Genomic DNA, 14051 nt, shown 5'->3' on the forward strand with positions numbered 1-14051 from the left:
TCAATTCGGCTGCTTGAACTTAACCCAACGTTAGAAATCACTGTTCTGCCATAATTTTTTAACTTTGCGTCCATGTTTCGGGCCTTGTTCGCTTCCACCCTTTTCTCACGACAAGAAAAAAGGCATGACCGAACATGAGCGGGACCTTCGACGACTTTCTGGAAGCCCTATTGGCCTTCGAATCCGGTTGGGACAGGGCGCGGTATGACGCGGGTGTGGTCCAGGACTGGCAGCTTGACCAATGGGCTGGCGGGCCGGTTGGCAGCCACTATCCGGACTATTCCAGCTGGGCGCAGTTGAGCGATGCCGAATGGAAGGTGATGGCCTACCGTTCCATGAACTCGCTCGGCTTTGTGGGCTTTCAGTTCGGCGAAGCCCTGCTGATCGATCTCGGCTACTATGATGACGATGTCTTTTACGGCAGCGGTGCGGCCACCAACACCTGGGATGGCACCTGGACCGGAAAGAACGGGGTCACGTCTCTGGAGCACTTCATGACGGGCGTGGCGCAAGACGTCGCGATCCGGGAGGCCTTTGGCTACAACCTTCAGATTTTGGAACGTCAGCTTGCCGCAGGAGGCACGTCTCTGGACGCCTTCATCGGCCAGACGGCCAGTTATGTTCAAGATGGCGAGACTGTCAGTGTGGAGCTAACGCTGACCGGAATTCTGGCAGCCGCGCATTTGCGGGGCGCCTGGGGTACGGCCACCTTGCTGCTCTCCGGCTCGGTCAGCGAAGATGAATACGGCACCTCGATTCTGCAATATATTGATCAGTTCGGTGGCTATGAGGCACCATCTGTCCCGGACATGATCGCCTATTATGAGGACCGGCAGACCGGGGACGAGGGGCTCGGCACCCCGGGAGAGAGCCTTGGTGATGGCGGACCCAATGGCGATACAGGCAGCGAGACAGGCGGCGGTGCTGGCGGAGATCCGGTCGCGGAAAGCGGCGCGGGGTTTGGAGGGGCAGGCGTCACGGCGGCCGATGCGGATGTCGTGCTTACCTGGGCCTGGGGCGCACAGGAAAGCGTCAAAGGGTTCAATCCGGCAACGGGCACGATCTTCATTGACTGGATCGGTGCGTCCGATCTTGAGGTGAGCGAGACCCTGGATGGGGTTGTATTCACGGTTCCCTCCAACGTTCAGACGGTCACGCTTGCCGGTGTCCGGCTGGCAGACTTGAGTGCGGATAATTTCACCATTTTGGACGCCACAGCGGCTGAGGAAGTTCTCGCTCTGGTCGGGCCGGGCAGCGGCGCGCCCCAGACACCTGACGAGCCGGAAAACCCGCAGACTCCGGATGCGCCCAAGGAACCGGACGGGCCCGACACTCCCGGCACATCGGCGCCACCTGCCGATCCTGGCCTTTCGGGAGAAACTGTGTGGACGGGCACGGCCGGGATCACGGCGGCGACCGCGTCGGTTGTCATCACCTGGGCGTGGGGGGAGAACCGGACGGTGTCCGGGTTTGATCCGCAAACGGACACGATCTTTGTCGACTGGTTTGGACCGGATGCCATCAATGTGGCGGAACACAATGGCAATATCGTCTTTACAATGGCGGCCAACAACCAGACGCTGACACTGAAAGGTCTTTCCTTGAAGGATCTGTCCCCGGCGACTTTCACCATTATGAATGAGGCGGCCGGGCGGCAGCTTCTGGCCGGGGTCAATCTGGCCGGGGTCAATCTGGACGGGGGCGGGCCGGGGCCGGCGGATCCTGAAGGTCCGCCTGCTCCGGAAGGGCCGGACGATCCCGGTATGCCAGCCGGATCGCAGATGATCATGATCACCCCGGACAGCCCATCACGGGTGGTGACGGATTTTGATCCGATGGCGGACATGATCCACCTGGAGGCCGGTGTGATTGCCGAGCGGCTGGAATTTGCCTCGGCTGCAGAAACGCTTGAGGGCGATCCGTCCGGTTTGACAATTCGACTGCTGACACCGGCCGGGGGGATAGCCCGCGAAACGGTGCTGGCCGGCGTTGAGGCGTCTGATCTGACAATGAACAATTTCATGGCCTCCGAGCAATCCGCCCTGAACGCGGTGGCAACCTTGCTGGGGCAATCGCTGGAAACGCCAGCAGCCGGAGGCTTTGACGTTACATACGACTCGGACGGATCCAATCCGCCGGTGCCTGTGGGGGCGAGCGACAAGGGCGGGGTTAAATGGGCCGCAGATTTCGGAGCGGATGATATCATCGGCTTCAATCCTCGGGCCGATGAAATCGACTTCGGCAATGCCTCGGTCCACGGTCTGATCCTGACCATGACGCCGGATGGGGAGCCGGTGATTGACAACCCCTGGGGGCCGGATATGCAGATCCTGCAGGGTGTCCAATTGTCCGACTTGTCGATTTGGAATTTCGGTGTGGTCGGCAATGAGCATCTGCGCCAGGATCTTGGTGGCATCCTCTCCTGGGAGGCCGGTATCGGCCCCCGGGCGGCGGATACGGTCTATCTGCGCTCGCATGAGTATGGTGTTTCGCAGGTGATCGACGGCTTTGATCCGGCGGTTCAGAAAATCAGTTTTCTCTATTTCGGCACCCGGGAACGGCTTAGCGTGGAAGACACGCCCGAGGGCATGGTGATCAGCTCGCTGCCAAGTGGCCAGAGCTTTGTCTTTTCAGGGGTCTCAAAGGCGGATCTCATTCCCGGCAATGTCGAGTTTCACCATGATCAGGTGATGGAGGACAATCTGGAGGCGCCATTCGGCTTTGATCAGAATGATGTCGCGCTTGTGTCGCGCGCGGAGCTTCTGACCCCGCAAGCGCCTGCAGGCGAGACGACGGACGGAGGTCAGGTGCGCGACGGGGTTGGAGCGGTGCCGGACCAACCGGAAACGCTGGAAGATCCTGACCAGCCGGACATACCTTCTGTATCTCCTGCGGACGGTGGGGAGATTGTGCTTGGGGAGGGGGGCGATACGGTTCTGGTCACTTGGGACTGGGGCCGCCAATTCGCCGTCAAGGCGTTCAATCCGCAAGAGGATGTGATCCATTTTCGTGGCCTGTCGGCGTCTGATGTGAAGATCCGGGAAGTTGGATCGAACCTGGAGGTGACGGTCGCGAACAATGGCGGGCACAGGTATGTGTTTGAGGGGCTGCAGGCGGAAGATCTGTCGTTGGCCAATCTGACCGCTGCGAAATGGAATCCTGTCGTTACGGAAGTTGGAGGGGTTGCCGAGCAGCTCGAAGCTCTTGGAAATTCCGATGTTCTGACCTGAATTTGAAGCAGTGAAACCGGCCCTTCTAACCCTCCTCCGGCCGGTTTTACCCTGACTATTTTTTCAATGGTCTTAAATTTGAGCAATTGTCCGTCAGCTCATTTTCAGTTGACGCCCTTTGGGCGCGCTACACCTGTCAGTGACGGTTTCAGTTCTCCACAACTCATTCATTTCTCTGATGGAATAGGCAAAAATTGCCGGGTGGGCGTCTGACCCATCTTGAAACCTCCGTAATCCTGCGAATCCGATTCTACAATCGTGTCAAGGCTTCATTAAGCATGTTTCGGTTAGAGTTGTCCGACGGGGTCGTGCGCGATCAAATCAGGCCGGAAACCCGGACTTTCCATTGACCGCCCATATTATCCCATGGTATCCCATAATTACCCAGAAAGGGGAGTTTGGGCCCATTTCCATCGGGGCCAGGACATCTGATCGGCAGTGTCAAGTTCAGCCGGTTTTTGCAAAATGCATGTCCCTGGTTCGATGCGGCCATCTCTTCTCAAAGGGTTTTTCGGGGTTTCGGCGGGCGGTGACTGCCTGAGGGGATAGATGGCCGGCTTTGTTTCTCATTTTACCAACCGGCTGGACGCCAAGGGTCGCGTGTCGATCCCGGCGCCCTTCCGCGCGGTATTGGCGAGAGATGGTTTTGAAGGTCTTTATTGCATCACATCTGCCCATTGCGAGGCCGTCGATGCGGGTGGGAATGAGCTGCTGGCTGAAATCAACAAGCGCTCCGAAGCGTTCTCAAAGCTCTCGCCGGATCATGATGCGCTGGCTGTGGCGTTGTTTGGGGCGAGTGAAAATCCGAAGATCGACGGGGATGGGCGCATGACCATTTCCGACATGATCCGCGAGCACACAGGCATTACCGATCAGCTCACGTTTGTTGGTATGAATTACAAGTTTCAGATCTGGGAGCCGCAGAAGTTCCGCGAGTACCGCGCAGAGGCCCAAAGGCGCGCGCTCGCGATGCTGTCGGGGCAGGTCCCCGCACCTTCACAGGGAGAGCCGGTATGATGGCGCTTGGCGACAGGGATGTTGATCCCGCCGCTGGCGGACCCGGGCGCCATGTTCCGGTTCTCCTGCGTGAGGTTCTGCAGTGGCTCGATCCGAAGCCGGGGGAAGTGATAGTTGATGGCACCTTCGGAGCTGGCGGCTATTCCAGGGCGTTTCTGGAGCGGGGCGCGCAGGTTGTCGGGATTGACAGGGATCCGGATGCAGTTTCCGCAGGGCAGGCCTTGGTGGATGAAAGTGGGGGCCGGTTGACGCTTGTACCCGGCCGGTTTGCGGATCTTGAGCAGCATGCCCGCACTGCCGGGTTTGACGCCGTGGACGGTGTGGTTCTCGATCTGGGTGTCTCATCCATGCAGCTTGATGAGGCCGGGCGGGGCTTTTCGTTCCTGCGGGACGGGCCGCTTGATATGCGTATGGAGCAGGCTGGGCCGTCGGCGGCTGATGTTGTCAATCAAATGCCCGTCCGCGACCTGATCCGTATCATTGGTCTTCTGGGCGAGGAAAAGCGGGCAACCTCCGTTGCTCATGCCATTGATGCGGCCCGTAAGGAAAAACTGTTCACTGGCACGCTGGAACTGGCCTCCCTGATCGAGAAGGTGCTTGGCCGTTCGCCCAAGAAAGCGCAGATCCATCCAGCAACCCGCACGTTTCAGGCGCTGCGGATCTATGTGAACGGCGAGCTGCATCAGGCAGCGGCAGCGCTTGGAGCAGCTGAGCGCATCTTGCGGCCGGGCGGCCGCCTTGTGCTGGTGTCGTTCCATTCCCTGGAAGACCGGATTGTGAAGCGGTTCTTCCAGGACCGCACCCGGACCCGGGGCGGCGGCTCCCGCCATATGCCGGAAGAAGATGTTCCGACAGCGACGTTCGAAGCACTGACGCGCAAGGCCGTAGAGGCGGCCCTTGAGGAAACCGGTGCCAATCCGCGCGCCCGCTCCGCAAAGTTGCGCGCAGGCAAGCGCACGCAGGCGCCGCTACGTGATCTGGATATCCATGCGGCGGGCGTGCCTCGTCTGGCCGCCTTTCATGGATTAGGGGGCTGAAATGGTTCGAACGCTCAACATCCTGTTCATTCTGGCGGTCGTGGTCGGCGCTGCAACGGTCTATGACATGAAGCTGGCTGCCACCAAATCGGCCGAGAAAGTCGCCGATCTGCACAGGCAGATCGAGGAAGAGCGCAATGCGATCCGGCATCTCAAGGCCGAATGGAGCCTTTTGAACAAGCCCGACCGGCTGCAAAACCTGGTGGAGCGCTACAATGACTATCTCCAGCTGGAAACGCTTGATGTGAAGCAGATTGTGAGTCCGGAAGATCTACCGGCCCGCCCGGTAATGCTCGAACCCATCGGCGGCTCCAACCAGATGGGTGGCTATGCCGGCTCGTCGGCGGCAATCCGGTGAGGCGGGCGGCATGACAATCGTAAGCGAACAGACAAGTTTCCTTCAGGTCCGCCAGCGCCATCCAAGATCTGTGCGCGGGGCCGTGTCTTCCAGCGCTGTGCGCTCGCGCGTCTATGTGGCCATGCTGGCCTTTGCCTGTGTTTATGCGGCCATTGGAGGCCGGCTGGTCATGCTGGCGGAGATGGAGCAGGCGCCGTCACATGCCTGGAGATCGGCGCAGGATTCCGTGTCGGCCTCGCGGCCGGATCTGATCGACCGCAATGGCGAGATCCTGGCGACGGATATCAAGACAGCATCCCTCTATGCCGAGCCGCGCCGCATTCTGGACGTGGACGAGGCGGTTGAGGGGCTGACCCGGATCCTGCCGGAGTTGGATGAAAAGCTGGTGCGGCGCCGTCTGGAAAGCGGTGCGGGATTTGTCTGGCTGAAACGGGAGCTGACCCCGCAAAAGGCAGATGAAATCCACAATCTCGGCTTGCCGGGCATCGGCTTTCTGTCTGAAAACCAGCGCTTTTACCCGGGTGGCCCGACGGCGGCCCACATTGTCGGTTCCGTGAATGTGGACAATCAGGGCCTCGCAGGGATCGAGAAATATATCGACAATGAATGGCTGGGGGATCTCCAGTCCCTGGGATTTGCTTCCGACCGGTCCATGGAGCCGGTGCGCCTTGCGGTTGACCTCAGGGTGCAGCATGTGGTGCGCGATGAGCTCGTCAAGGCGATGGAGCGCTACAAGGCCATTGCGGCCGTCGGGATCGTGCTCAATGCCAAGACCGGCGAAGTTGTCGCCATGTCATCTCTGCCGGATTATGACCCGAATGACCGGTCCCAGGCGCTGGAAAAGGACCGTTTGAACCGGGCGACCGGTGGTGTCTTCGAGATGGGGTCGGTGTTCAAGACCTTTACCACCGCCATGGCGCTCGATTCCGGCTCCGTGTCCATCAATGACAGTTTTGACGCCACCCGGCCGATCCGGGCCGGTGGCCGCAAGATTTCCGATTATCACGGCAAGAACCGCATCCTGTCCGTCCCGGAAATCTTCATCTATTCGTCCAATATCGGCACCGCCAAGATGATGCTGGCGACCGGGATCGACCATCAGAAGGAATTTCTCACACGGCTGCACTTGACCAAACGGCTGAAAACGGAACTGCCGGAAAATGCCGCGCCGCTTCTGCCGCCCAAATGGAACGAACTGGCGGCCATGACGATCTCCTTCGGTCACGGCATTTCGGTCACCCCCATGCAGACGGCGGTTGCCGCAGCTGCCCTGGTCAATGGCGGCAAGCTGCTGACACCTACCTTCCTGCCGCGCAGCAAGGAGCAGGCAAATAAGATGGCAACCCAGGTCGTTTCGCCCGAAGTCAGCCGTATGATGCGCTACCTGTTCCGTCTCAATGTCATTCCGGGCTCCGGTGGCTCCGGCAGCCGGGCGGATGTGCCGGGCTACACGGTTGGCGGCAAGACCGGAACGGCGGAAAAAATCGAAAACGGCCGCTATGTGAAGAACAAGCGCCGCAACTCGTTCCTGTCCGCGTTCCCGATGGATGATCCGCAATATGTGGTTCTGGTGGTTCTGGATGAGCCGAAACGCGAGAATGAGCGCAGCGGAACGGCCGCCGGCTGGAACACCGCACCGACCACCGGGGCGATCATTCGCAGGGCCGCGCCGATGCTTGGTGTGATGCCGCGTTTCGGCCAGGGGGATGAACCGATCGAGATTTCCTATTAAGGAGAAGAATGGGGAGCTAAAAGGGTAGGGAAGCTTTGACCTCGCGGGGTCGCAGCCGGAAACGGGATCAGGGCTTTCAGGGTGACGACGCACAAACCGATTGATCAGGTGTTATGGATCTTGATGTACTGACCGTTGGTCTGGGCCTGCCGGAGGTGGCAACTGGCCTGAAAGTCACGGGGCTTACGGCGGACAGCCGCCAGGTGGCGCCCGGGTTCCTGTTTGCAGCCTTCAAGGGTGCAAAGACAGACGGAACGCGCTTCGCCGCCAGCGCGGTGACCGCCGGAGCGGTTGCGGTCTTATGCGCTCACGACTCTGCTGATGCCGTGCGGGCGTCTGTTCCAGACACTGTTGCAGTTCTTGCGGTTCCCGAGCCCCGGCTGGTGTTTGCGAAAATGGCGGCCCGCTTCTATGGTGCTCAGCCGGACGTCATTGTCGCGGTCACCGGCACGGCGGGAAAGACTTCCGTTGCCCACTTTGCCCGTCAGATCTTTCAGGCGGCTGGTCATCCGGCTGCCAGTCTTGGAACCCTTGGAACCATCCGGCCCGACGGGTCCAGCTATGGTGGTCTCACGACGCCTGATCCGGTTGCACTGCACAAGGACCTGGCGGCGCTGGAGGCGGAGGGCGTCAATCACGCGGCTCTGGAAGCCTCTTCCCATGGTTTGGACCAATACCGCCTCGATGGCGTGCGCCTGACGGCGGCGGCCTTTACCAATCTCGGCCGTGACCATATGGACTATCACCCGACCATCGAGGACTACCTTCAGGCCAAACTGCGCCTGTTTAGGGACCTTCTGCCCGATGGCGGCACGGTTGTCGTCGACCGGGGGGAAAAATACGCGGACCGGGTTCTGGCCGTGGCGGCTGAACGGGGCCTTCCGGTCTTCACCGTGGGCGAAACAGGCGCTGATCTCAAGCTCACCGGCCTGCGTCCGAATGGAGACGGCCAGGAACTGACGCTCCAGACCGCGCGTGGGGAATATAAGATCACGCTGCCGCTGATCGGCCGGTTTCAGGTGGCTAACGCGCTGATTGCCGCAGGGCTTGCAATTGCCGCGGGCACGGATATGGGGCTGGTGCTTCGGGCGCTGGAAAACCTGAAAGGGGCTCCCGGTCGGTTGGAACTGGCCGGAAAGACCGCGCAAGGCGGTCTGGTGTTCATCGACTATGCCCACAAGCCGGATGCGCTGGACAATGCGCTTGCGGCTCTGAAGCCCTTTGCCGAAGGGGCCCTGTCGGTGGTTGTTGGGGCTGGAGGGGACCGGGATCCGGGCAAGCGGAAGCTGATGGGCGAAGCTGCGGCCCGCCATGCAGATCTGGTGATTGTGACCGATGACAATCCGCGCTCCGAAGAGCCGGCTCTGATCCGCCAGGCGGTCATGGCAGGGGCGCCGGGGGCGCTTGAAATCGGCGACCGGTTCGAGGCGATTGCCGAAGGAGTGCGGCGCCTGACTGCGGGCGATATTCTGTGTGTTGCCGGAAAAGGCCACGAAACCGGCCAGATTGTTGGCGAAACAGTGATTCCGTTTTCAGATCATGACGCAGTTGACCGCGCCATAAACCTTCAAGGAGACCTATGAGCGACCCTCTCTGGACATTGGACGCCTTTGTAGATGCTGTTGGGGGCAGCGTGAGGGGGGACGCCCGCGCGGAGATCACAGGCATTTCGATCGACAGCCGCTCGCTCGAACCGGGCGACGCGTTCATAGCCATCAAGGGAGACCGTCTCGACGGGCACGACTATGTCGCCGCTGCTTTGGAGGCGGGCGCGTCTTTTGCGCTTGTAGCTGAAGAGCGCCTGCCGGATCTTGCCGAAGACGGGCGCTATGTGGTCGTCCCCGACCCGCTTGAGGCCATGCGCAGGCTTGGCGTTGCTGCCCGGGCGCGCACGGGCGCAAAGATCATTGCGGTCACGGGGTCTGTCGGCAAGACCGGCACCAAGGAGGCCTTGCGGCTCACGCTGGAGCCTTCCGGCAAGGTTCATGCCTCCGTTGCCTCGTTCAACAATCACTGGGGCGTGCCGCTCACCCTGGCCCGGATGCCGGCGGACACGGAATTTGGTGTTTTTGAGATCGGCATGAACCATGCGGGCGAAATCACGCCGCTGGTGAAAATGGTGCGCCCGCATGTGGCCATCATCACCACCGTGCAGCCGGTTCATCTGGAGTTTTTCGACTCAGTTGAAAAGATCGCCCAGGCGAAAGCAGAGATTTTCGACGGGCTGGAACCGGGCGGGACCGCGATCCTGAACCGGGACAACCGCCAATATGACCTGCTGCGCTTCTTGAGCGCGACGGCAGGGGTTCCGGCAGTCCACACCTTCGGAGAAAACAGGACGGCCGACAGTCACGTTGAGAAAGTGGCAGGCTTTGCGGGCGGCTCCAGCGTTGAAGCGTCCATTCTGGGCACGGAAATCACCTACGAGATCGGGGCGGCCGGCACACATCATGTCAAGAACAGCCTCGCGGTTCTGACGGCAGTGAAGGTTGTTGGCGCCGATCTGGCCAAGGCCGGGCTCGCTCTGGACGGTATGCGCGCGCCGCAAGGGCGGGGGGAAGTCTCCCGCCTGTCCCTGTCCGGCGGCGTGCTGAACCTGATTGACGAGAGCTACAATGCCAATCCGGCCTCCATGCGCGCAGCCTTGAAAGTGCTGGGAGACGTGCCGGTGGCCGCCCCCGGGCGCCGGGTTGCCATTCTTGGCGATATGCGGGAGCTGGGTGCCGAGGCGGATCAGTTGCATGAAGCGCTTCTAGAGCCGGTCCTTGAGGCCAAGGTGGAGGCTGTTTATTGCGCAGGGCCGCATATGCACGGGCTTTGGAAGGCTCTGCCCCGTGAACTGCGTGCCCATTATGGCGAAGAGGCAAAAGATCTGGAAGACGCGATTTTGAAGGACGTGCGGCCCGGGGATGTCGTTATGATCAAGGGATCTCTGGGGACTCGCATGGGCCCTCTTGTCGACGCGTTGAAAAAGGAATACCCGCCTGCTGATGAATTGGCAGAGGCATAAGGGATAGCTGATGTTTTATTTTTTGGGGCAGTTTGCTGACCAGATTTCCGCGTTGAACGTGTTTCGCTACATCACGTTCCGCACGGGTGGCGCCATCATGACTGCGCTGTTTTTTGTGTTCCTCTTCGGTCCGAAGATCATTTCCAGCTTGCGGATCCGCCAGGGCCATGGCCAGCCGATCCGCGCCGACGGGCCGGAGAGCCATCTTCTGACCAAGAAAGGCACGCCCACCATGGGTGGGCTGATGATCCTGTCCGGCACGCTTGTGGCTGCGCTGCTGTGGTCGGACCTGTCCAATCCCTATGTCTGGGTGGTGATCGGGGTGACCCTCGGCTTTGGCAGCATCGGTTTTTACGATGACTATCTGAAAGTGTCGAAATCTTCTGCCAAAGGCTTTGGTGGCAAGGCGCGGCTGGGTCTGGAATTTCTGATTGCCGCCGCCGCCGCCTTTGCGGTCACGATGCTGGATACGTCCGAACATGCCGAAGCAATCACCTTTCCGTTCTTGAAAGAGTTCACACTCAATCTCGGCCTGATCTTCATTCCCTTTGCAGCCTTCGTCATGGTCGGGGCGGGCAATGCGGTCAACCTGACCGATGGCCTAGACGGTCTGGCCATCGTGCCAGTGATGATCGCCTGCGCCTCTTTCGGGCTGATCGCCTATCTGTCCGGCAATGCGGTGTTTGCCAGCTATCTTCAGATCCACCATGTGGCAGGCACCGGCGAACTGGCGGTTTTGTGCGGGGCGGTGATTGGCGCCGGTCTCGGGTTCTTGTGGTTCAATGCCCCGCCTGCGGCGATTTTCATGGGTGACACCGGATCTCTGGCCCTTGGCGGCATGATCGGGGCGATTGCCGTGGCCACCAAACACGAGATCGTTCTGGCCATCATTGGGGGCCTGTTTGTTCTGGAAGCGGTGTCGGTCATCGTGCAGGTCATCTCCTACAAGCTGACCGGCAAGCGTGTGTTCCGCATGGCGCCGATCCACCATCACTTCGAGATCATGGGCTGGACCGAAAGTCAGGTGGTGATCCGCTTCTGGATCATTGCCGTCGTTCTCGCCCTGGTCGGGCTTGCCACGTTGAAGCTGAGGTAAGCCCGGATGATCCCAGTCACCACATTTGAAGGTCAGAAAGTCGCCCTGTTCGGGCTGGGCGGATCCGGACTGGCGACGGCTCAGGCGCTGAAAAGCGGCGGGGCCGATGTGGTGTGCGCCGACGATAGCGAAGCGCGGGTCCAGCAGGCCGCTGCAGACGGGCTGGCCACGGCGGATCTGCGTAGCCTTGACTGGAGCAAGGTGGCCGCCCTGGTTCTGGCGCCCGGTGTTCCGCTGACCCATCCCGTGCCGCATTGGTCGGTCGATCTGGCGCGCGACGCAGGGGTCGGGATCATTGGCGATGTGGAGCTGTTCTGCCGGGAGCGGCGCAAGCTCTGTCCGGAGGGGCCGTTCATTGCGATCACCGGTACAAATGGCAAATCGACCACCACGGCGCTGATTGCCCATCTGCTCGGCGCACTTGGCCTTGATGTCCAGATGGGCGGTAATATCGGCACGCCGGTTTTGGCGCTGAACCGGCCGAAGCCGGGCCGCCACTATGTGATCGAGTGCTCGTCCTACCAGATTGATCTGGCGCCGACGCTGGATCCCACGGTGGGGATCCACATGAACCTCTCCGCCGATCACCTGGACCGCCACGGCAGCATGGAAAACTATGCGGCCATAAAGGAGCGGCTGGTCGCCGGTGCCCGTATCGCGGTTGTCGGGGTGGATGACCGGCTCTCCTCCGTGATTGCGGACCGGCTGGAACTGGCCCACAAGCCGGTCTTGCGGATTGCCGGGGAAAAGGAGCTGACCAGCGGCTTCTATGCCCGTCATGGACATCTGATCGAAGCCCATGACGGCAGCCAGCAAGAGGTCGCGTGCCTCGGCGGCGTGGACAGCCTGCGGGGCGATCACAATGGCCAGAATGCTGCTGCGGCCTTCGCCGCGCTGCGGGGGCTGGATCTGCCCGTAGACAAGATTGCTGCGGCGATGACCTCCTTTCCGGGGCTCCATCACCGCATGGAAGTTGTTGCGCGCAAGGGCCGGGTGCTGTTCATCAACGATTCCAAGGCAACCAATGCGGATGCAGCCGCACGGGCTCTGTCCAGTTTCGACCGGATCTATTGGATTGCGGGCGGCCGGGCCAAGGCAGGGGGCATTGCCTCGCTTGACGAGTATTTTCCGAAGATCGCCAAAGCGCTGCTGATCGGCGAGGCGGCTGAAGAGTTTGCCAAAACTCTTGAGGGCCGGGTGCCTTTCAAGATCAGCGGAACCCTGTCGCAGGCTGTCGCCGATGCGGCGGCGGAAGCGGCCGAGGATGGAGCGGACGAGATAGCCATTCTGCTGTCCCCGGCCTGTGCAAGTTTTGATCAATATCCCAATTTCGAACTACGGGGTGCTGCTTTTGTAGATGCGGTGCGTGCCTTGTCTGCCCAGGAGGTCGCCTAAATGGTTTCGCGTGCCGATCGCAGCCGGTTTGCCGAATGGCTCTGGACCGTGGATCACTATCTCCTTGCCGCCTTTGGCCTGCTGATGGTCGGCGGTGTGGTGCTGTCCTTTGCCGCCAGCCCTCCCGTTGCCGAGCGGATCGGGGTTGACACGTTCTTCTTCGTCAAGCGTCAGGCCCTGTTTCTGATCCCGGCGGTGATCATCATGCTGTCGGCGTCCTTGATGCCGCCGCGCATGGTGCGGCGCGCGGCTCTGATCCTGTTCACGATTTCGCTTGTGCTGATGATCGCGACCCTCTTCATGGGGTTTGAAGCCAAAGGCGCCCGTCGCTGGATCTATATTGCCGGATTTTCCTTGCAGCCCTCCGAGTTCCTGAAACCGGCTTTTGTGGTGCTGATTGCGTTTCTTCTGTCGGAAAGCGGACGGCGCAGGGAGGTTCCCGGGGTGCTGTTTGCCTTTGTGCTGTTCGCAGTCTGTGCGGCGCTCCTGATCGCGCAGCCGGATTTCGGCCAGACCATGCTGCTCGGTCTGGTCTGGGCCGGGTTGTTTTTCCTCAATGGCATTTCCTGGCTGATCATCATGGCGCTTGGTCTGATCGGGGTTGTCGGCCTCTTTGCAGCCTATGCCTTCCTGCCGCATGTGACCAATCGTGTGGACCGGTTTCTGGACCCGAGTTCGGGGGATACGTTCCAGGTGGATACGGCGATGGATTCGTTCCTCGCCGGTGGCTGGTTCGGCCGTGGGCCGGGGGAGGGCACGGTCAAACGCATCCTGCCGGACAGCCATACAGACTTCATCTTTGCCGTGGTGGGCGAAGAGTTCGGCGTGATTGTCTGTCTGCTGCTGGTGTCGGTTTTTGCCTTTGTGGTCTTGCGCGGGCTGAACCATGCCAGCCGCAATCAGGATGCTTTCAGCCGTCTGGCCACCGCCGGTCTTGTGGTTCTGTTCGGTCTTCAGGCCACGATCAACCTTGCTGTCAATCTTCACCTGATGCCCTCCAAGGGCATGACCTTGCCCTTTATTTCCTATGGCGGGTCCTCGTTGTTGTCGTCCGCCATGACGGCCGGGGCCATTCTGGCACTCACCCGCAGGCGGCCACAGCCCTCGCGCGGAGAGGCCGTGACCGTAAGCCGCCTGTCCCCGTCGACTTTGATGTAGTCCCAAAGAGCGTTGCTC

General features: G+C 60.7%; 10 protein-coding genes. All 10 read left to right on the top strand.

Going from position 1 to position 14051, the window contains the following annotated elements:
- Nucleotides 1-134: 134 nt before the first annotated feature.
- The 10 genes from ACXAIC_RS00255 to ftsW all read left to right on the top strand — a co-directional run bounded on the left by ACXAIC_RS00255 (nt 135) and on the right by ftsW (nt 14033).
- Nucleotides 135-3230, top strand: a complete 3096-nt coding sequence (locus ACXAIC_RS00255; RefSeq protein ID WP_475172324.1) for a hypothetical protein — start codon at nt 135-137, stop codon at nt 3228-3230.
- A gap of 549 nt (nt 3231-3779) precedes the next feature.
- Nucleotides 3780-4247: a division/cell wall cluster transcriptional repressor MraZ gene (locus ACXAIC_RS00260; protein ID WP_475172326.1), complete on the top strand. Its 468-nt coding sequence runs from the start codon at nt 3780-3782 to the stop codon at nt 4245-4247.
- Nucleotides 4244-5284 carry a 16S rRNA (cytosine(1402)-N(4))-methyltransferase RsmH gene (gene rsmH / locus ACXAIC_RS00265; RefSeq protein ID WP_475172328.1) on the top strand — a complete coding sequence of 347 codons (1041 nt, stop codon included), beginning with the start codon at nt 4244-4246 and terminating at the stop codon, nt 5282-5284. The genes ACXAIC_RS00260 and rsmH overlap by 4 nt, the downstream gene beginning before the upstream one ends.
- 1 nt (nt 5285) lies before the next feature.
- A complete protein-coding gene (ftsL, locus tag ACXAIC_RS00270) occupies nt 5286-5642 on the top strand; it encodes a cell division protein FtsL (RefSeq protein WP_475172330.1) in 357 nt (118 codons plus the stop codon).
- A gap of 10 nt (nt 5643-5652) precedes the next feature.
- Entirely contained in the window at nt 5653-7374 is a 1722-nt protein-coding gene (locus ACXAIC_RS00275; protein ID WP_475172333.1) for a peptidoglycan D,D-transpeptidase FtsI family protein, read from the top strand.
- Between the two features lie 113 nt (nt 7375-7487).
- Nucleotides 7488-8957: a UDP-N-acetylmuramoyl-L-alanyl-D-glutamate--2,6-diaminopimelate ligase gene (locus tag ACXAIC_RS00280; RefSeq protein ID WP_475172335.1), complete on the top strand. Its 1470-nt coding sequence runs from the start codon at nt 7488-7490 to the stop codon at nt 8955-8957.
- Nucleotides 8954-10384, top strand: a complete 1431-nt coding sequence (locus ACXAIC_RS00285; protein ID WP_475172337.1) for a UDP-N-acetylmuramoylalanyl-D-glutamyl-2,6-diaminopimelate--D-alanyl-D-alanine ligase — start codon at nt 8954-8956, stop codon at nt 10382-10384. Before ACXAIC_RS00280 ends, ACXAIC_RS00285 begins: the two co-directional genes overlap by 4 nt.
- A gap of 10 nt (nt 10385-10394) precedes the next feature.
- Entirely contained in the window at nt 10395-11480 is a 1086-nt protein-coding gene (gene mraY / locus ACXAIC_RS00290) for a phospho-N-acetylmuramoyl-pentapeptide-transferase (protein ID WP_475172339.1), read from the top strand.
- Nucleotides 11481-11486: 6 nt separating this feature from the next.
- Complete coding sequence (gene murD / locus ACXAIC_RS00295; RefSeq protein ID WP_475172342.1) at nt 11487-12875, top strand: UDP-N-acetylmuramoyl-L-alanine--D-glutamate ligase; 1389 nt, start codon at nt 11487-11489, stop codon at nt 12873-12875.
- Nucleotides 12876-14033: a putative lipid II flippase FtsW gene (gene ftsW, locus ACXAIC_RS00300; RefSeq protein WP_475172345.1), complete on the top strand. Its 1158-nt coding sequence runs from the start codon at nt 12876-12878 to the stop codon at nt 14031-14033.
- Nucleotides 14034-14051 lie beyond the last annotated feature (18 nt).

This window comes from Roseibium sp. AWQ4_254, assembly GCF_056161025.1.